Genomic DNA, 20,026 nt, shown 5'->3' with positions numbered 1-20,026 from the left:
TGTTTTCGATCCTACAAGTCCACGGCGATGACCTCAGCCTGCGGTCAGTAGTCTGGGAATCCCCGTTGGAGGAAAGATGCGCCTGATCCTGAACATCGTCTGGTTGATCTTCGGTGGCCTATGGCTGGCGCTCGGCTACTTCCTGGCTGGCATTCTGTGCTTCATCCTCATCGTCACCATCCCGTTCGGCTTCGCCGCCTTCCGCATCGGCATGTACGCCCTGTGGCCGTTCGGCCAGACCGTCGTCGACAAGCCGGGACCGCGTCCCGGCGCACTGATCGGCAACGTGATCTGGGTGGTCCTGTTCGGCATCTGGCTGGCCATCGGTCACGTGCTGAGCGCGATCGCGATGGCCATCACGATCATCGGCATTCCCCTTGCGCTGGCCAACCTCAAGCTGATTCCGGTGTCGTTGTTCCCGTTGGGCAAGGAGATCGTGCCGTCGAATCAGGGAGCGTTCCCATGACGGTGACCGCGCTCGGGCTGCCCGCCATCCGGACGGTGGCGCCGCTGGCCGGCGCCGCGCCCGCAAGCGGGCCGCTGCTGGACACCTACGGCAGGGCCGCGACGGATCTGCGGGTGTCGCTCACCGACCGGTGCAACCTGCGGTGCACCTACTGCATGCCGGCCGAGGGTCTGGACTGGCTGCCCGGGGACGATCTGCTGCGCCCCGACGAGCTATCGCGCCTGCTCACGATCGCCGTCACCCGCCTCGGCATCACCAACGTCCGCTTCACCGGCGGCGAGCCGCTGGTCTCGTCCAAGCTCGAGGGCGCCATCGCCGCGGCCACCGCGCTGGCACCGCGGCCACAGACGTCGGTCACCACCAACGGCATCGGGTTGGCCCGTCGCGCCGCCGGCCTCAAGGCCGCCGGCCTGGACCGGGTGAACGTCTCGCTGGACACCGTGGATGCTGCCCGCTTCGCCAGGATCACCCGTCGTGACCGGCTCGGCGACGTGGTCGAGGGTCTTGCGGCCGCGGCCGACGCCGGCCTGACACCGGTCAAGGTCAACGCCGTGCTGGATCCGGTGACCGGTCTCGACGATGCGCCTGCGCTGCTGGCCTTCTGTCTCGACCATGGCTACCAGCTGCGCATCATCGAGCAGATGCCGCTCGACGCCGGGCATCACTGGAGTCGCGATCGGACCATCGACGCCCAGCAGATCCTCACCGCCCTGCGCCGCGACTTCGACCTGACCCCCGACCCGGCCCCCCGTGGCTCGGCGCCGGCCGAGCTATGGCAGGTCGACGGTGGACCGGCAACCGTGGGAGTGATCGCCTCGGTGTCGCACGCCTTCTGTGGCGCCTGCGACCGCACGCGCCTGACCGCCGACGGACAAGTTCGCAGCTGCCTGTTCTCCCGCGAGGAGACCGATCTGCGGCGCCTGATGCGACGTGGGGCCGACGACGACGCCATCGAGGCGGCCTGGCGCGCGGCGATGTGGGCCAAGCCGGCGGGTCACGGCATCAACGATCCGGGCTTCGTGCAGCCGGACCGCCCGATGAGCGCGATCGGGGGCTGAGGTGACGGCACAGACGATCCCCGTGACCGTGCGGTACTACGCCGCGGCGCGCGCGGCGGCCGGAGTGGAGACCGAGACGGTCGCGGTCGTCGCGGGAGCCACGGTGACCGATTTGGTGGCGGAGCTACGCACCAGGGATCAGCAGCTGGCCGTCGTCCTCCAGCGGTGCTCGTTCCTATGCGATGGAGTCGCCGTACGCGATCTGCACGGAACCCAGAAGCCGCTCACAACAAACCAGACCGTGGATGTATTACCGCCCTTCGCGGGCGGATGAGCGTGATTTGCGTCACATCACGAAAAGATTACAAAGTGTCACACGCGCTGATCACCGCCAAGATCGCCTGGGTAAACGTCCCGCCGTGCTGCCGTTTTAAGGTCCTCACAATATTTGCTGAAGAGGGAAACGCCGGTACCCGCCTGAAGTGACGGGAGTCGAAGTACCCGTTACGGTCTGATTCCAAGCCACTCGACCCTAATCAGTGGCCCGCCATGCCTAGTTACGCCGAGCTCCATCCGTTGGGCATGGTCAGGACCTACCTCAGGGATGGAGGCGGGGGACCCACCGGTCCACCGATTCATAGGGACCAGGAACCGCAAGGTTCCTTGGGGTGAAGCCGAAGCCGCGAGGCGGAGGCCGGGCGACCTCTCAAGCCCGAACCCGACAGCTGACCTCGTAGGCGTGGACGAGAGGACCTTCTACACCTATGAGTGGACGGCATCGCAAGACCACTACATCGGCCAAGAGTGTCGCCAAGATCGCCTTCACCGGAGCGGTTCTGGGTAGTGGCGGCCTGGCGCTCGCGGGGCACGCAGCCGCGGCGACCGACGGCGAATGGGACCGGGTAGCCGGCTGTGAATCCGGCGGAAACTGGGCCATCAACACCGGCAACGGATACCAGGGCGGGCTGCAGTTCTCGCAGAGCACCTGGTCCTCGCACGGCGGTGGCGAGTACGCCCCCGCTGCGCACCTGGCGACCAAGGACGAGCAGATCGCCGTCGCCGAACGCGTGCTGGCCACTCAGGGCCGCGGCGCCTGGCCCGTGTGTGGCACCGGCCTCTCCAGCGCCACCCCCCGCAACGTCGTCGCCGACTCCGCGCCGCTCGACAACCCCGAGCTCGGAGGCAACGTTCCTCCGCCCCCACCGGCCGACCCGCCGCTGGACGCCCCGGCCCCGGTCGACGCAGCCCCGCTCGACGCGCCGCTGCCCCCGCCGCCCGCCGATCCGATCGCGCCCCCGCCGCCCGCAGATGCGGTGAACGTGTCCCTGGACGCCCCTGCACCGCCCCCGCCGGCCGATCCCATACTCCCGCCGCCGGATGCCGCGGCACCGCTGGACGCCCCCGTGGCCGCTCCGGCCCCCCAGGACGTTCCCGCCCCGCCGGTCGTCGAGGCCGCCGACTGGGACGTCACCCCGCAGGGCCCGGCCCCCGCCGACCAGCCCCAGGCGTGGGCACTGCACGGCGCACCGCTCCCGCTCGATCCGGTCCTGCCGCCGGCTCCGGCTCCCTCAGCGGACCCCGCCGCACCCGTCCCCGTCGCGGCTCCCGCTCCCGACCCGCTGGCACCGCTGAACGGCGTCAACGTTCCGGCGCCCGCCTACAACGCCGCCAACCAGCTGGTATCCGGGGAGATCCCGACGCCGCCGAACGGCATCCCGCACCTCGCCAGCCCGGACGCCCCGCCTCCCGGTTCGACCATGGATCCCAATGCGGCCGGCCCGGGTGACAGCCCGAACGTCAGCTACCTGAAGGATCTGTGGCAGGCCGTCCAGAACCACGACATCAGCGGCAAGGAAGCCCTGGTCATGGGTCTGGCCCAGCGCGGCATGGACACCCCGATCCCCGGTCAGGCTCCCGGCCCCAACGTGCCCGTCACCCCGGGCGACGCCCCGGCCCCGGCACCCGCCGATCCGGCACTGCTGCCGGCGGCACCCGCCCCGACCGCCTAGGCCGAACCGACCCATTCGTCGGAGCCATCGGCGAATAGCTGGTGCTTCCACACCGGTAGGCGGGCCTTCACCGTGTCGACCAACAGGGCGCACGTCGCGAAGGCCGCCTGCCGGTGGTCTGCCGCCACCGCCGCGACCAATGCGGCATCGCCAACGCTCAATGTGCCTATGCGGTGACTGACGGCGATCGCCCGCACTCCCTCGACGGTCTGCGCGATCTCGTCCGCCACCTCGGCGAGCGTCTGCTGGGCCGTCGGGTGCGCCGAGTACTCCAGTCGGGTCACCGAGCGTCCACCGTCGTGGTCGCGCACTACGCCGACGAACCCGACGACGGCGCCCGCCGCGCGATGACCAACTAGTGCCTCGTGTGCGGCGAGGTCGATGACCTCCTCAGTGACCTCGGCGCGCAGAACCTCGGCGCTCATTTGTCGTGGTCCCGGCCGCCGAGTTGATCCAGCGCGTGCTCCAGGACGTCGGCCAATACGGCCAGCCCGTCCTTGACGCCCCCTGGCGATCCGGGCAGGTTGACGATCAACGTCCCGTCGCGCACTCCGCACACCCCGCGCGACAGCACCGAGGTGGGCACGTGCGGTAGGCCGGAGCGCCGGATGGCATCGGCCAACCCCGGGATCTGGAAGTCGACGATGTTGGCAGTGGCCTCGGGGGTGCCGTCGGTCGGTGAGATCCCCGTCCCACCGGAGGTGAGGATTAGGTCGACCTTCTCGCCGACGGCCAAGAACAGCGCCCGGCTGACGGCGATGCCGTCGGTCACCACCGCCGGGGCCGGCACCTCGTAACCGCGCTCGGTCAGCCAGTTCACGATCACCGGTCCGGTGCGGTCGTCGTACACCCCGGTCGCTGCGCGGGTCGAGGCGATGATCACCCGTGCCGTCCGCGTCATCGATCCTCGCCCATCGGTAGTCCTCGCTCTTCGCGCTCCCAGGTACCCGTCTTGCCGCCGTCCTTGCGCACCACCGCGATGCCGTCGATGGTGGCGGCCGGGTCGACGGCCTTGAGCATGTCGTAGAGCGTGAGCGCCGCGACGCTGACGGCGGTCAGCGCCTCCATCTCGACCCCGGTGCGGTCGGTGGTGCGCACCGTCGCCCTGATCGCGACTTCGGCTGTGCCAACCTCGAATGCGACGTCGACCCCCGTGAGCGCCAGCTGATGGCAGAGCGGGATCAGGTCACTGGTGCGCTTGGCCGCGAGGATGCCCGCGATGCGGGCGGTGGCCAGGGCATCACCCTTGGGCAGACCGCCGGCGGCGATCATCTCGACGACGTCGGCACGGGTGCGAACCGTGCCCGTCGCCACGGCGGTGCGCTTGGTGGCGTCCTTGGCCGTCACGTCCACCATGTGGGCGGCGCCCGATTCGTCCAGGTGCGACAGCCGATCGGGGCGGGCCGTCACGGCTACTTGTTGATGACGGTGACCGGGTGCGTGTAGGGCAGGTCTTCTGCCGGCAGCGGAAACGTCAGGTCGCCGAACGGGGACAGTGCACCGGTACGGTCGGCGGCAAGCTCGCTGACGGCGTGCTCGTCGCCTTCGTGGACCGGCCAGCCGTTGTCGACGTAGCCCTTCTTGTGCGGTTTCTTGTCAGCCACGCCTCACATTGTGGCAGGCGTGCCGGGTGCTGGCGAGACCGGCGCTGGCTAGGCTGGTAAGCAATGTCCGAATCAGCTCCCGTGGTGCCGTTGGGTGCATGGCTGGCGGAGCTGACCGACGATCAGCTCGTCCGGCTGCTGGAGTTGCGTCCCGACCTAGCCCAACCGCCTCCGGGATCCATCGCTGCGCTGGCCGCCAGGGCCCAGTCGCGGCAATCGGTGAAGGCCGCGACGGACGGGCTCGACTTCCTTGCGCTGGTGGTCCTCGACGCCTTGCTGGTCCTGCGGGCCGACGGTGGCGGAGTGCCGGTCAGCAAACTGACCGCACTGATCGGCAACCGTGCGAGGCCCGAGGACGTCGACGCCGCTCTCGACGCGCTTCGCGCCAGGGCGCTTGCCTGGGGTGACAGCGCCGTGCGCATCGCACCCGAGTCGGCGGTGGGGCTGCCCTGGCATCCCGGCCAGGTCACCCTGGAGGCCGCCGGCCTGGACGCCGACCGCATCGTCGAACTGCTGGCCGACGTGGACGAATCACAGCGCGAACTCCTCGAGCGGCTGGTCGACGGTTCGCCGATCGGACGCACCCGCGACGCGGCGCCCGGAACCCCTCCCGAACGCCCCGTGCAGCGCCTGCTGGCCGCCGGGTTGTTGCGACAGGTCGACGAGGACACCGTCATCCTGCCGCGCCTGGTCGGTCAGGTGATGCGCGGTGAGCAGCCGGGGCCGGTCGGGCTGGCGCCGCCCCACCCCGAGGTGAGCACGACGTCGGTCGCCGACGTCGACGCCGCAGCGGCGGGATCGGCGATCGACCTGCTACGCGAGGTGGACGTGGTGCTGGAGTACCTGTCCAACTCCCCGATCCCCGAGCTGCGCAGCGGCGGTCTGGGAATCCGTGAACTCAAGCGCCTGTCCAAGGGCACCGGCGTCGACGAGGACCGGCTGGCACTCATCCTGGAGATCGCATCGGCGGCGGGGTTGATCGCGGCCGGCGTTCCCGAGCCCGATCCGCTGGACGGGACGGGTCCGTATTGGGCACCGACGCTGGCCGCCGATCGCTTCTTCGAGTCGACGACCGCGGTGCGCTGGTATGCAATGGCCTCGGCGTGGCTGGACGTGCCCGCCCGGCCCGGCCTGGTCGGCGAGCGTGGTCCGGACGGCAAGCCCTACGCCGCCCTCTCGGATGCGCTGTACTCGACGGCGGCGCCGTTGGACCGGCGGTTGCTCCTCGCGACGCTCGCCGAGCTGCCGCCCGGCACCGGGGTGGACGCCGCGGGAGCGTCGGGCGCCATGACCTGGCGACGGCCCCGGTGGTCGGCGCGTCTGCAACTCAAGCCGGTGACGGCCCTAATGGCGGAGGCGCACGCCCTCGGAGTGATCGGCCGCGGTGCGATCGCCTCGCCGAGCCGCCTGCTACTGACCTCCGAGCCACAGGACGCCGTCGTCGCGGCGATGACCAAGGTGTTGCCCGCCCCGATCGACTACTTCCTGCTGCAGGCCGACCTGACCGTCGTGGTGCCAGGTCCGCTGGATCGCGTTCTGGCCGAACAACTCTCGGCGGTCGCGACGGTCGAGTCGGCGGGCGCGGCGATGGTCTACCGGATCAGCGAGCAGACGGTCCGGCGTGCCCTGGATACCGGGCAGACGGCCAGCGAGCTCCACACGCTGTTCACCAAGCACTCCAAGACCCCGGTACCGCAGGGTCTGACGTACCTCATCGACGACGTGGCACGTCGCCACGGTCAGTTGCGGGTCGGCATGGCGGCGTCGTTCGTACGCTGCGAGGACCCCGCCCTGCTGGCCCAGGCCGTGTCGTCACCGGCGCTGGAGCGGTTGGACGTGCGGGCGCTCGCGCCGACCGTCGCGGTGTCCCAATCTCCCATCGCCGAGGTTCTCGCGGCGCTGCGCACCGCCGGCTTCGCACCCGCTGCCGAGGATTCGTCGGGGACCATCGTCGACATTCGGTCCCGCGGCGCGCGGGTGCCGACCCCCGGCCGCCGTCGGGGCTACCGGCCGCCTCAGGGGCCGACGTCGACGACGCTTGGGGCCATCGTCGCAGTGCTGCGCAAGGTGGCGGGCGGCCCGAACGACGGCAGCCGGCTCGATCCGGCCGAGGCCATGGCCCAGTTGCACGGTGCGGCACATCGCCAGGAGTCCGTCGTGATCGGCTACGTCGACCCGGCCGGCGTCGCCACCCAGCGGGTGGTCGCCCCGATCAACGTCCGCGGCGGCCAGCTGACCGCCTACGATCCCGCGGCAGGACGGGTCAGGGACTTCGCGATCCACCGCGTGACGTCGGTCGTGTCGGCCGACCCGGGATAATGGGTGAGATGACTCCCGGAGTGAGAAGCGCATGACTGACGGCCCGCTGATCGTGCAGTCCGACAAGACGGTGCTGCTCGAGGTCGACCACGAGCTCGCCGGGGCGGCGCGGGCGGCCATCGCCCCGTTCGCCGAGCTCGAGCGTGCACCCGAGCACATCCACACCTACCGCATCACTCCACTGGCGCTGTGGAACGCCCGGGCCGCCGGTCACGACGCCGAGCAGGTGGTGGACGCGCTGGTCTCGTTCTCCCGCTACTCGGTGCCACAGCCGCTGCTGGTCGACATCGTCGACACCATGGCCCGCTACGGGCGACTGCAATTGGTGAAGAGCCCCGTGCACGGCCTGGTGCTGGTGAGCCTGGACCGCGCGGTCCTCGAAGAGGTGCTGCGCAACAAGAAGATCGCCCCGATGCTGGGTGCCCGCATCGACGACGACACGATCATCGTGCACGCCAGCGAGCGCGGTCACATCAAGCAGATGCTGCTCAAGATCGGATGGCCGGCCGAGGATCTCGCCGGCTACGTCGACGGCGAGGCGCATCCGATCGTCCTCGATCAGGACGGTTGGGAGCTGCGCGACTACCAGGAGATGGCCGCTGACTCGTTCTGGGCGGGCGGTTCTGGTGTGGTCGTCCTGCCGTGCGGTGCGGGCAAGACGATCGTCGGCGCCGCCGCCATGGCCAAGGCCGGCGCGACCACGCTGATCCTCGTCACCAACACGGTGGCGGGCCGGCAGTGGAAGCGCGAGCTGATTGCCCGTACGTCGCTGACCGAGGAGGAGATCGGCGAGTACTCCGGTGAGCGCAAGGAGATCCGCCCGGTCACGATCGCGACGTACCAGGTGATCACCCGTCGCACGAAAGGCGAGTACAAGCACCTGGAGCTGTTCGACAGCCGCGACTGGGGCTTGATCATCTATGACGAGGTGCACCTGCTGCCGGCCCCCGTGTTCCGGATGACGGCCGACCTGCAGTCCCGCCGCCGCCTCGGGTTGACGGCCACGCTGATCCGCGAGGACGGCCGCGAGGGCGACGTCTTCAGCCTGATCGGACCGAAGCGGTACGACGCGCCATGGAAGGACATCGAGGCACAGGGGTGGATCGCGCCCGCCGAGTGCATCGAGGTCCGAGTGACGATGACCGAGAACGAGCGCATGCTCTACGCGACGGCCGAACCGGAGGAGCGCTACAAGCTGTGCTCGACGGCGCACACCAAGGTCGCCGTCGTGAAGTCGATACTGGCCAAGCATCCCGGTGAGCCCACCCTGGTCATCGGCGCGTACCTCGATCAGCTCGACGAATTGGGCCGCGAATTGGACGCCCCCGTCATCCAGGGATCGACCAAGACCGCCGAACGCGAGACGCTGTTCCAAGCGTTTCGCACCGGTGAGATCCAGACGCTGGTGGTTTCCAAGGTGGCCAACTTCTCCATTGATCTGCCGGAAGCCAGTGTGGCCGTACAGGTTTCCGGAACCTTCGGATCGCGCCAGGAGGAGGCACAGCGGCTCGGCCGGCTGCTGCGACCGAAGGCCGACGGTGGTGGCGCGGTTTTCTACTCAGTCGTGTCGCGCGACAGTCTGGACGCCGAGTACGCCGCGCATCGGCAACGGTTCCTCGCCGAGCAGGGGTACGGCTACATCATCAAGGATGCCGACGATCTGCTCGGTCCGGCGATATGACCGTCCGGCGGGTGGTGCCCAACCTCACCGTCGACGATCTGAACGGCGCGCGTGACGCCTACGTCGCCGCGCTCGGCCTGACCGAGGTGATGAACCACGGCTGGATCCTCACCCTCGCCGGCGATGTCGACCGCGGCCGCCAAATCAGCTTGATGACGCAGGATCTCACCGCGCCGGTCAATCCCCATCTATCGGTGGAGGTCGACGACGTCGACGCCGCCCACGATGCGGCCGTCGCCGCCGGACTGCGCATCGTCCACCCGCTGTCCGACGAGGACTGGGGGGTGCGACGGTTCTTCTTCGAGGACGCGTCGGGCAACGTCGTGAACGTGCTCAGTCACCGCGGCTGACGGGCGGTCACAATCCGATCACCGTCATCAGGATGAGCACCGAACCGGTCAGCCCCTGCTGGTCGGTGACGGCCACCGAGAACGTCCTGGCCGCAGAGACCAGGGTCGACGAGCTGGTGGCGAAGGACACCGTCCGCAACACCGCCTGGTACTGGGCCGCAGTCGCACTGCCGGTCAGTGTCAGAACGCCGGTGGTGGAGTTGTAGGTGCCGGTGATGCCGTTGCCCGGGGTGAACGTGATGCTGTCGCCCGACGCCTTGCCCAACGTGATCGTCACCGTCGCGCCAGACATGAACGTCGAGTTGTCGACGACCGCCAGTCCCGCGTCCAGCACCTTCGCCCCGGAGCCGGACGTGTACACCAGTGACGTGAGCAGGGTGCTGCTGACCACCGGTGCGGTGTTGGCCCCCACCGTCACCGTCAGCGGCACCGAGACACTTGATGCACCAAGGCCATCGGTGACGACCATGGATACCGTGCGCACCCCGAGCAGACCGGCGGTCGGCGTTGCGAAAGTCACCGAGCGCAGTGCGGTCTCATACTGGTCGACGGTGCCCGTGCCCGAGAGTGTCAGCACGCCGGTCGTACTGTTGTACGTGCCGGTGATCGAGCTGCCACCGGGCTGGGTGAAGCTCAGGGCGTCACCGGTTTGCCTGCCGAGTCCGATCGTGACCGTCGCGCCGGAGATGGTCGTGGAATCTTCGAGGATCGTCACGGCGCCGTCGAGTACGGCGGGTGCGTTGCCGACGGTATAGGGCACGGTGTTGATCAGTGAGCTGACCACCACGGGCGCCACGTTCACCGGCAGCGCGAGCACGGCCACGGTCAACGGCAGCGACACGCTGGACGCGCCTTGGAAGTCGGTCACGACGATCGACACCGTCTTGAGGGCTGCTGCCGCAGAGGAACCCGTCGCGAACGTCACCGATCGCAGGGCCTGCTGGTAGTTGGCGACGGTGGCGGTGCCGCTGAGGGCGAGGACCCCGGTGCTGGCGTTGTAGTTGCCCGTGATGCCGTTGCCCTGGGTGAAGGCCAGGGCATCGCCGGTGGCGAACCCACCGGTGATCGACACCTGCGCACCTGACAGGAAGGTCGAGTCCACGTCGGTCACCAACAGCAATTGATCCAGCTTCACGGGAGCAGAACCGGCAGTGTAGGAGACGGCCGACACCAGCGACGTCACCACCAGCGGTGGCACGTTGACCGGGGCCGCCAGCACGGTGACTGCGAGCGGAGCCGAAATACTCTGAGTTCCATTCGCATCGGTGACGACGATCGAGACGGTCTTGATGGCCGCGAGCGCGGAGGACGCCGTCGAGAAGGTCACCGACCGCAGCGCCTGTTGATACTGCGCGACGGTGGCCGAGCCGCTTAGGGTCAACACACCGGTGCCGGAATCATAGTTCCCGGTGATGCCATTGGCATTGGCGAACGCCAACGTGTCCCCTGTGGCGAATCCCGTCGTGACGGAGACCTTGGCACCGGAGATCGTGGCCGAGTCGACGTCGGTGACGGTAATCCCCGAGTCCAATGTGGTGGCGGCACTTCCGGCGGTGTACGACAGATTCGCCAGCGAGGTGGTGACCAACGGAGGAACGTTCACGGGCAGCGCGGTCACCGTCACCGCGACTGTCGCCGGAATGCTCGGCGCGGTGCCATCGGTGACGACCACCGACACGGTCTTGATGGCGGCCAACGCCGCCGGGGTGGTCGAGAAGGTCACCGACTGCAGTGCCGCCTGATACTGGGCGACGGTCCCGGTGCCGGTGAGCGTCAGGACTCCCGCGGCAGCGTCGTACGTACCGGAGATCGGGCTCGCGCCCTGCGTATATGCCAATGTGTCTGTGCTCGAAACGAATCCACCGCCGATCGAAACGGTCGCCCCCGTGAGGTTGGGCGAGTCGATGTCCACCACCGACAGTGCGGGATCGACTGCGATCGCCGAACTTCCGGCGGTGTAGCTGCGCACGCCCGACGTCGTCACCAGTGGGGGGACATTGGTCGCCGCCGGCAGCGAGGCGACCGTGACGGCGATCGCACCCGGCAGGCTGTTCACTCCGTCGGAGGTCACCACGATCGAGACGGTCTTCACCCCCGCCGTCGCCGTGGAAGCGAACGTCACCGAGCGAAGGGCCGCTTGGTAATTCGACAATGACGTGCTGCCGGTCAGGGTCAGCACACCGGTGCTGCTATTGAAGGTACCCGTGATGAGCCCCGTGTTGGTGAAACCGAGAGTGTCCGCCCCGGCGCTGTAGGTCAGGGGGTCGAAGGACACCGTCGCGCCGCTGGCGGTGGTGGAGTCGACGTCGACCAACGACACGTTCGCATCCAGCACCACTGGGGTGCCGTTGCCGGTGTACAACTTGACCGGGGTGGTCCCGACCGCACCGGGTGCACTCGCCGTCGCCGGCAGCGAGGCGACCGTGACGGCGATCGCACCCGGCAGGCTATTCACTCCGTCGGAGGTCACCACGATCGAGACGGTCTTGAGGCCCGGCGCGGCGGTCGAGGCGAACGTCACCGACCGAAGGGCTGCTTGGTAATTCGACAATGACGTGCTGCCGGTCAGGGTCAGCACACCGGTAATGACGTCGAAGCTGCCGGTGATCCCGCCGGTGTTAGTGAAACCGAGAGTGTCCGCCCCGGCGCTATAGGTCAACGGATCGAACGACACCGTCGCACCGCTGGCGGTGGTGGAGTCGACGTCGACCAACGAGACGTTCGCATCCAGCACCACCGGGGTGCCATTACCGGTGTACAACTTGACCGGGGTGGTCCCGACCGCACCTGGCGCACTGGCGGAGACCGGCAGCGAGGCGACCGTGACCGCGATGGCGCCGGGCAGGCTGTTCACCGCATCGGAGGTCACCACGATCGACACGGTCTTGAGGCCCGGCGCGGCGGTCGAGGCGAACGTCACCGACCGCAACGCCGCCTGATAATCCGCGAGCGAAGCATTGCCGCTCAAGGTGAGAACGCCCGTCGTCGAGTTGAAACTACCGGTGATCGAACCGGTGTCGGTGAAGCCCAGAGAGTCGGTTCCCGAGCTGTAGGTCAGGGGGTCGAAGGACACCGTGGCGCCGGTGGCGGTGGTGGAGTCGACGTCGACCAACGAGACGTTCGCATCCAACACCACCGGGGTGCCGTTGCCGGTGTACAACTTCACCGGGCTGGTCCCGACCGCACCGGGTGCACTCGCCGCCGCCGGCAGCGAGGCGACCGTGACGGCGATGGCGCCGGGCAGGCTATTCACCGCGTCGGACGTCACCACGATCGAGAGAGTCTTGAGGCCTGGCGCGGCGGTCGAAGCGAACGTCACCGACCGCAACGCCGCCTGATAATCCGCCAACGAGGCAGCACCCGTCAGCGTCAACACACCAGTGGTGGGGTCGAAGCTGCCGGTGATCGCGCTAGTGTCGGTGAAGCCCAGAGAGTCGGTTCCCGAGCTAAATGTCAGCGGATCGAAGGACACCGTGGCCTTCGTCGCCGAAGATGAATCCGCATCCGCCAGAGTCACATTGGCATCCAGCACCACCGACGAACCACTACCCGTGTACAACTTCGCCGGCGTCGTCACCACCAAACCCGGAGTGTTCGACACGACTGGCAAACCAACCACCGTCACCGCGATCGCGCCCGGGACACTGTTGACGGCATCCGAGGTGACGACGATCGAGACCGTCTTCACCCCCGCCGTCGCCGTCGAGGCGAACGTCACCGACCGCAACGCCGCCTGATAATCCGCCAACGAGGCAGCACCCGTCAGCGTCAACACACCCGTCGTCGAGTTGAAACTACCGGTGATCGCGCTAGTGTCGGTGAAGCCCAGAGAGTCGGTTCCCGAGCTGAATGTCAACGGGTCGAAGGACACCGTGGCCTTCGTCGCCGAAGATGAATCCGCATCCGCCAGAGTCACATTGGCATCCAGCACCACCGACGAACCATTACCCGTGTACAACTTCGCCGGCGTCGTCACCACCAGCCCTGGACCGTTGGTCACCACCGGCAACGCCGCCACCGTCACCGCGATCGCGCCCGGGACACTGTTGACGGCATCCGAGGTGACGACGATCGAGACCGTCTTCACCCCCGCCGTCGCCGTCGAGGCGAACGTCACCGAACGCAACGCCGCCTGATAATCCGCCAACGAGGCAGCACCCGTCAGCGTCAACACACCCGTGGCGCTATCGAATGCTCCGGCGATCCCGCTAGTGTCGGTGAAGCCCAGAGAGTCGGTTCCCGAGCTGTAGGTCAGCGGATCGAAGGACACCGTGGCCTTCGTCGCGCTCGTCGAATCCGCATCAGCCAGAGTCACATTGGCATCCAGCACCACCGACGAACCATTACCCGTGTACAACTTCGCCGGCGTCGTCACCACCAGCCCTGGACCGTTGGTCACCACCGGCAACGCCGCCACCGTCACCGCAATGAGGCCCGGCACGCTGCTCACCCCGTCAGAGGTCACCACGACCGAGACCGTCTTGAGGCCCACCGTCGCCGTGGAGGCGAACGTCACCGAACGAAGAGCTGCTTGGTAATTCGACAATGAGGTATTGCCGGTGAGGGTCAGCACACCAGTGCTGGCGTCGAAGCTGCCGGTGATCCCGCCGGTGTTAGTGAAGCCGAGGGTGTCCGCCCCGGAGGTGTAGGTCAGGGGGTCGAAGGACACCGTCGCGCCGGTGGCGGTGGTGGAGTCGACGTCCACCAGGGACACGTTCGCATCCAGCGCCACCGGAGTGCCATTGCCGGTGTACAACTTCGCCGGCGTCGTCACCACCAAACCCGGAGTGTTCGACACGACTGGCAAACCAACCACCGTCACCGCGATCGCGCCCGGGACACTGTTGACGGCATCCGAGGTGACGACGATCGAGACCGTCTTCACCCCCGCCGTCGCCGTCGAGGCGAACGTCACCGACCGCAACGCCGCCTGATAATCCGCCAACGAGGCAGCACCCGTCAGCGTCAACACACCCGTCGTCGAGTTGAAACTACCGGTGATCGCGCTAGTGTCGGTGAAGCCCAGAGAGTCGGTTCCCGAGCTGTAGGTCAGCGGATCGAAGGATACCGTGGCCTTCGTCGCGCTCGTCGAATCTGCATCCGCCAGAGTCACATTGGCATCCAGCACCACCGACGAACCATTACCCGTGTACAACTTCGCCGGCGTGGTCACCACCAGCCCTGGACCGTTGGTCACCACCGGCAACGCCGCCACCGTCACCGCGATCGCGCCCGGGACACTGTTGACGGCATCCGAGGTGACGACGATCGAGACCGTCTTCACCCCCGCCGTCGCCGTCGAGGCGAACGTCACCGAACGCAACGCCGCCTGATAATCCGCCAACGAGGCAGCACCCGTCAGCGTCAACACACCCGTGGCGCTATCGAATGCTCCGGTGATCGAACCGGTGTCGGTGAAGCCCAGAGAGTCGGTTCCCGAGCTAAATGTCAGCGGATCGAAGGACACCGTGGCCTTCGTCGCCGAAGATGAATCCGCATCCGCCAGAGTCACATTGGCATCCAGCACCACCGACGAACCATTACCCGTGTACAACTTCGCCGGCGTCGTCACCACCAGCCCTGGACCATTGGTCACCACCGGCAACGCCGCCACCGTCACCGCAATGAGGCCCGGCAGGCTATTCACCCCGTCAGAGGTCACCACGACTGAGACCGTCTTCACCCCCGCCGTCGCCGTGGAGGCGAACGTCACCGAGCGAAGGGCCGCTTGGTAGTTGGCCAGCGAGGTGTTCCCGGTGAGGGTCAGCACACCGGTGCTGCTATTGAAGCTGCCCGTGATGAGCCCCGTGTTGGTGAAACCGAGAGTGTCCGCCCCGGCGCTGTAGGTCAGCGGGTCGAAGGACACCGTCGCGCCGGTGGCCGTGGTGGAGTCGACGTCGACCAACGACACGTTCGCATCCAGCACCACCGGGGTGCCGTTGCCGGTGTACAACTTCACCGGCGTCGTGCCGACCGCACCGGGTGCACTCGCCGCCGCCGGCAGCGAGGCGACCGTGACGGCGATCGCACCCGGCAGGCTATTCACTCCGTCAGAGGTCACCACGATCGAGACGGTCTTGAGGCCCACCGTCGCCGTGGAGGCGAACGTCACCGACCCAAGGGCTGCTTGGTAATTCGACAATGAGGTATTGCCGGTGAGGGTCAGCACACCAGTGCTGGCGTCGAAGCTGCCGGTGATCCCGCCGGTGTTGGTGAAGCCGAGGGTGTCCGCCCCGGAGGTGTAGGTCAGGGGGTCGAAGGACATCGTCGCGCCGGTGGCGGTGGTGGAGTCGACGTCCACCAGGGACACGTTCGCATCCAGCACCACCGGGGTGCCGTTGCCGGTGTACAACTTGACCGGCGTCGTGCCGACCGCACCGGGCGCACTCGCCGACACCGGCAACGCCGCCACCGTGACCGCGATGGCGCCGGGCAGGCTGTTCACCGCGTCGGAGGTCACCACGATCGAGACCGTCTTCACCCCCACCGTCGCCGTCGAGGCGAACGTCACCGAACGCAACGCCGCCTGATAATCCGCCAACGAGGCAGCACCCGTCAGCGTCAGCACACCTGTGGCGCTATCGAATGCTCCGGCGATCCCGCCGGTGTTGGTGAAGCCCAGCACATCCGCGCCGTTGGCGTAGGTCAGCGGATCGAAGGACACCGTGGCCTTCGTCGCGCTCGTCGAATCCGCATCAGCCAGAGTCACATTGGCATCCAGCACCACCGACGAACCATTACCCGTGTACAACTTCGCCGGCGTCGTCACCACCAAACCCGGACCGTTGGTCACCACCGGCAATGCCGCCACCGTCACCGCAATGAGGCCCGGGACACTGGTCACCCCGTCAGACGTCACCACGACCGACACCGTCTTCACCCCCACCGTCGCCGTCGAGGCGAACGTCACCGACCGCAACGCCGCCTGATACTGAGCGAGGGACGCGTTTCCGGTCAACGTCAGCACACCCGTAGTCGAGTTGAAACTACCGGTGATCGCGCTGGTGTCGGTGAAACCCAGAGAGTCGGTTCCCGAGCTGAATGTCAGCGGATCGAAGGACACCGTGGCCCTCGTCGCCGAAGATGAATCCGCATCCGCCAGAGTCACATTGGCATCCAGCACCACCGACGAACCATTACCCGTGTACAACTTCGCCGGCGTCGTCACCACCAAACCCGGACCATTGGTCACCACCGGCAACGCCGCCACCGTCACCGCAATGAGGCCCGGCACGCTGCTCACCCCGTCAGAGGTCACCACGACCGAGACGGTCTTCACCCCCACCGTCGCCGTCGAGGCGAACGTCACCGACCGCAACGCCGCCTGATAATCCGCCAACGATGCCGTACCACTCAACGTCAGAACCCCGGTGGTCGAGTCGAACATTCCGGTGATCACACCAGAACCGTTGTACGCCAGGGAATCCTTGGTCGCGTCATAAGTCAGCGGGTTCAGCGAGATCGTCGCCCCAGTGGCAGAGGACGAATCCGCGTCGATCACCGTGACGTTGGCGTCCAGGACCACCGGTGAACCACCCGAGGTGTAAAGCTTGGCCGGTGTCGTCACCACCAGCCCAGGAGCGTTCGTCACCACCGGCAACGCCGCCACGGTCACGCCAATCACGCCGGGCAAACTGGCCACCGTATCGGAGGTCACGACGATCGAGACCGTCTTCAGACCTACCGCCGCGGTCGAGGCGAACGTCACCGACCGAAGCGCCTCCTGATACTGCGCCAACGAAGCAGCACCCGATAGCGTCAGCACACCGGTGGCCGAATCGAACACCCCGGTGATGGCACCAGAACCGTTGTAGGCCAACACATCCTTGGTCGGATCATAGGTCGACGAATCGAACGACACCGTCGCCTTCGTCGCCGACGTCGAATCCACGTCGACCACCGTGACATTGGCGTCCAACACCACCGGCACCCCACCCGAGGTGTACAGCTTCACCGGCGTCGTTCCGATGACGGCGGGCACACTGGCCAGTACGGGGAGCGCCGCCACTGTGATCGCGATGAGCCCGGGAATTCCCGCCACACCGTCGGCCGTAACCGCGATCGAGACCGTCTTCAGACCCACCGCCGCGGTCGAGGCGAACGTCACCGACCGAAGCGCCTCCTGATACTGCGCCAACGAAGCAGCACCCGATAGCGTCAGCACACCGGTGGCCGAATCGAACACCCCGGTGATGGCACCAGAACCGTTGTAGGCCAACACATCCTTGGTCGGATCATAGGTCGACGAATCGAAGGACACCGTCGCCTTCGTCGCCGACGTCGAATCCACGTCGACCACCGTGACATTGGCGTCCAACACCACCGGCACCCCACCCGAGGTGTACAGCTTCACCGGCGTCGTCGCGACAACCGAGGGGACGTTGCCGGGCAGGCCCGACACCACCACCGTCACCAATCCTGGCACGCTGTCGACCTGGTCGGCCGTCACGACGATGGAAACCGCGCGCGTTCCCACCAGGTCGTCGGCGGTCGAGGCGAACGTGACGGCGCGCAGCGCATTCTGGTACTGCGCCATCGTCGCCGTACCCGTCAACGTCAAGACACCGGTCGCGGCATCGAAGCTGCCGGTGATCGGGCCGCCGCTCGCCGGCGAATAGACCAGCGAATCGGTCAACGCGTCGTAGCCGACACTGATCTTGACTGTCGCCTTGGTTGCCGTCGTCGAGTCCGTATCGACGACGGTGACAAGCGGGTCCAGGGTCTTGGGACCATCACCGGCGGTGTACAGCAGCACTCCCGACGTCGCGATCACCGACGGCACGCTGCCCGGCAGGAGCGTCCCCACCACCGCCACCTGCACCGTCTTGACGATGGTGTCTGGCTGGGCGATGCCGATGCACCGGGCGATGTGTTCGAAGAAGCCCTGCACCAGGCCCAGTAGACCCCCGACGTGCAGACCGGAATCGTCGATCGCAACCTGGAACGTATCGGTGATCCCCGCGGCGGGAACGGCGGCGTTGGGGGTGTAGGTGTAGGTGCCGTCCGAGGCGAGTGTCACCGTGCCGTAGGCGCCCTGGCGGGTCACGGTGGCCGAGAGCGGATCACCATTCGGGTCGCTGGCATTGAGCTGTCCGGTCACCACCCCCGTCAGGGACTGGCCGACGTTCTGGACCGGGCTCGCGGTCGGGCTCTGGTTGAAGAAGGTGTGTGTGAGTTCCCGTCTCACCCAGGCCAATACCGTCCACAGCAGCGGCATCTGCGCGGGCGCCGCCGGACCCGGTGCCAAGAACGGGGTCAACAATGCCCCCACGAATCCGCTGAAGGCGTTCACGATCGTGCCGGGCACCGCCAGGAGCGCGGAGAGCGGATCGGTCGGGGGTGCCGGTGCCAGCTGCGCGCTCAGTGCGTTCGGCGTGACCGACGCGGCAGCCACCGGTGCCGCGTCGTCGGCGGCGACCGACCGAGCCTGCACCGAGACCTCGGGCGGCGCCGACGTCCGGCTGGCGCTGGGCGTCGATGTCACGGCATCGACGGCAGCTGGCTTGGGGACCGCACCGTGCGTGTCGCCGGTGCCGGTGGAGGGGCTCGGCGACGGGTTCGCCGGGATCGCGACGACCTCCGCGACTGTCGATGACCCCTCCGGTGTGGCCGGAATCGGTGCCGCCGCCGTCGGCACCGGCGTGGGAGTTGCGGTGGCGGTGGGCCCACTACTCGTCACCTCTTGGGCGGGGGCAGCAGTGCCCGAGGTGTCCGACTGGGCGGCGGCGGGCGCGCTCGTCGCGTCGGAGGTGCCGTACGTGGACGTGTGCGCCCCACCGGAGCTGCTGACGTTCATCTTCGGGACACCGTCACCATTGGCAGCGGACGTCTGGCCGCTCGACGACGAAGACGAAGCCGACGACGGCGGCTCCTGCGTGGTCGCGGCACCGCTAGGGATCGTCGTGGTCGAACTCGTCGTCGTGGTCGAGCTGGTCGCCGTGGTCGAGCTGGTGGTGGCGCCGGTGGCGGTGTGGGTTGCCGACGGTCCCGGTGCCGTCGACGCAGACCCATCTGAGTCGGAATCCGTGCTAGCCCACGCCATCCCGGGGGTCGTCGCCAGCGCCATTCCGACACCCAGCGACACAGCGAGTGCGCCCACGCGGCCGATGTACATGGCATAGCTGGTCGTGGTCTTGATGGCGTGCCGAGGACCGCTGCCGTCCCTGGTGCGATCGGTGGCGTTCGCAACGGCCCAGATGGCGGGCACGGCGACAGCCCCGACGCGCCCCGCCCGGTGCTTGGAAGTATTTGCGCGCATTCGATCGCCTCCGGGTGCCCATGGCGCGCGCCAGTGCCTCGTCACCCTTGGAGTCGGTGTGAAGACGCCGCGAACCTATGACTTGATTTGCCTGTCAGGTGCCATCGAGCGAACGACGACCACGCCCGACACTCGATCGTCGAAGCTGCTCGTCCATGCCCGCCGCTCCCTACCGCCGACCTCGATGTGGTTGCTAAGCGAGGCTCGTCGCCGCCCACTTTCGCGAGCGTAAGCGAATTAACCTCATGGAAACCAGTTTTCACCAGCACCTATCGCGGGATGTTTGCATATGCAACTAGTATGCAAACGCAGCGACCTTACGCTCGCGTCAACTTTCCTGC

General features: G+C 67.6%; 13 protein-coding genes and 1 riboswitch. Of the genes, 8 read left to right on the top strand and 5 right to left on the bottom strand.

Features of this window, described 5'->3' with window-relative positions; all coding sequences use genetic code 11:
- Positions 1-76: 76 nt before the first annotated feature.
- The 4 genes from SBI80_RS11270 to SBI80_RS11255 all read left to right on the top strand — a co-directional run bounded on the left by SBI80_RS11270 (position 77) and on the right by SBI80_RS11255 (position 3,473).
- Positions 77-466: a YccF domain-containing protein gene (locus tag SBI80_RS11270; RefSeq protein WP_318974611.1), complete on the top strand. Its 390-nt coding sequence runs from the start codon at positions 77-79 to the stop codon at positions 464-466.
- A complete protein-coding gene (moaA, locus tag SBI80_RS11265) occupies positions 463-1,524 on the top strand; it encodes a GTP 3',8-cyclase MoaA (RefSeq protein ID WP_318974609.1) in 1,062 nt (353 codons plus the stop codon). The genes SBI80_RS11270 and moaA overlap by 4 nt, the downstream gene beginning before the upstream one ends.
- 1 nt (position 1,525) lies before the next feature.
- On the top strand, positions 1,526-1,798 hold the full coding sequence (locus tag SBI80_RS11260; protein WP_318974608.1) for a MoaD/ThiS family protein: 273 nt from the start codon (positions 1,526-1,528) through the stop codon (positions 1,796-1,798).
- A 246-nt stretch (positions 1,799-2,044) separates the two neighbouring features.
- A riboswitch (cyclic di-AMP (ydaO/yuaA leader) is annotated at positions 2,045-2,219 on the top strand.
- Between the two features lie 9 nt (positions 2,220-2,228).
- The gene (locus SBI80_RS11255; protein WP_318974606.1) at positions 2,229-3,473 is read left to right on the top strand and encodes a transglycosylase family protein; all 1,245 of its coding nucleotides are present in this window, start codon (positions 2,229-2,231) and stop codon (positions 3,471-3,473) included.
- On the opposite strand, the gene SBI80_RS11250 is transcribed toward SBI80_RS11255, so the two are convergent.
- Genes SBI80_RS11250 through SBI80_RS11235 form a run of 4 tightly spaced genes read right to left on the bottom strand, consistent with a single transcriptional unit; the run spans position 3,470 to position 5,077 of the window.
- Positions 3,470-3,898: a molybdenum cofactor biosynthesis protein MoaE gene (locus SBI80_RS11250; RefSeq protein ID WP_318974604.1), complete on the bottom strand. Its 429-nt coding sequence runs from the start codon at positions 3,896-3,898 to the stop codon at positions 3,470-3,472. The two genes, SBI80_RS11255 and SBI80_RS11250, sit on opposite strands and share 4 nt — an antisense overlap.
- Complete coding sequence (locus SBI80_RS11245) at positions 3,895-4,374, bottom strand: MogA/MoaB family molybdenum cofactor biosynthesis protein (protein WP_318974603.1); 480 nt, start codon at positions 4,372-4,374, stop codon at positions 3,895-3,897. Before SBI80_RS11245 ends, SBI80_RS11250 begins: the two co-directional genes overlap by 4 nt.
- Complete coding sequence (moaC, locus tag SBI80_RS11240) at positions 4,371-4,883, bottom strand: cyclic pyranopterin monophosphate synthase MoaC (RefSeq protein WP_318974602.1); 513 nt, start codon at positions 4,881-4,883, stop codon at positions 4,371-4,373. The genes SBI80_RS11245 and moaC overlap by 4 nt, the downstream gene beginning before the upstream one ends.
- Positions 4,884-4,885: 2 nt before the next feature.
- A complete protein-coding gene (locus SBI80_RS11235) occupies positions 4,886-5,077 on the bottom strand; it encodes a hypothetical protein (RefSeq protein WP_318974601.1) in 192 nt (63 codons plus the stop codon).
- A 63-nt stretch (positions 5,078-5,140) separates the two neighbouring features.
- Here SBI80_RS11235 and SBI80_RS11230 point away from each other — a divergent pair, with 63 nt between their 5' ends.
- The 3 genes from SBI80_RS11230 to SBI80_RS11220 are packed head-to-tail and all read left to right on the top strand — an operon-like array spanning position 5,141 to position 9,427.
- The gene (locus tag SBI80_RS11230; protein WP_318974600.1) at positions 5,141-7,396 is read left to right on the top strand and encodes a helicase-associated domain-containing protein; all 2,256 of its coding nucleotides are present in this window, start codon (positions 5,141-5,143) and stop codon (positions 7,394-7,396) included.
- A 31-nt stretch (positions 7,397-7,427) separates the two neighbouring features.
- A complete protein-coding gene (locus SBI80_RS11225) occupies positions 7,428-9,077 on the top strand; it encodes a DNA repair helicase XPB (RefSeq protein WP_318974599.1) in 1,650 nt (549 codons plus the stop codon).
- Positions 9,074-9,427, top strand: a complete 354-nt coding sequence (locus SBI80_RS11220) for a VOC family protein (RefSeq protein ID WP_318974597.1) — start codon at positions 9,074-9,076, stop codon at positions 9,425-9,427. The genes SBI80_RS11225 and SBI80_RS11220 overlap by 4 nt, the downstream gene beginning before the upstream one ends.
- Before the next feature lie 7 nt (positions 9,428-9,434).
- Here SBI80_RS11220 and SBI80_RS11215 read toward each other — a convergent pair whose 3' ends face one another.
- Positions 9,435-18,614 (bottom strand): cadherin-like domain-containing protein, encoded by a 9,180-nt coding sequence (locus SBI80_RS11215; RefSeq protein ID WP_318974595.1) that lies wholly within the window; start codon positions 18,612-18,614, stop codon positions 9,435-9,437.
- Between SBI80_RS11215 and SBI80_RS11210 the strand changes: the two genes are divergently transcribed.
- The gene (locus SBI80_RS11210) at positions 18,598-19,548 is read left to right on the top strand and encodes a hypothetical protein (protein WP_318974593.1); all 951 of its coding nucleotides are present in this window, start codon (positions 18,598-18,600) and stop codon (positions 19,546-19,548) included. The genes SBI80_RS11215 and SBI80_RS11210 overlap by 17 nt on opposite strands.
- Positions 19,549-20,026: the final 478 nt, after the last annotated feature.

Source organism: Mycolicibacterium sichuanense, from assembly GCF_033741125.1.
In the GTDB taxonomy this organism is placed as follows: Bacteria; Actinomycetota; Actinomycetes; order Mycobacteriales; family Mycobacteriaceae; genus Mycobacterium.
This window is presented reverse-complemented; position numbering and strand designations above follow the sequence as displayed.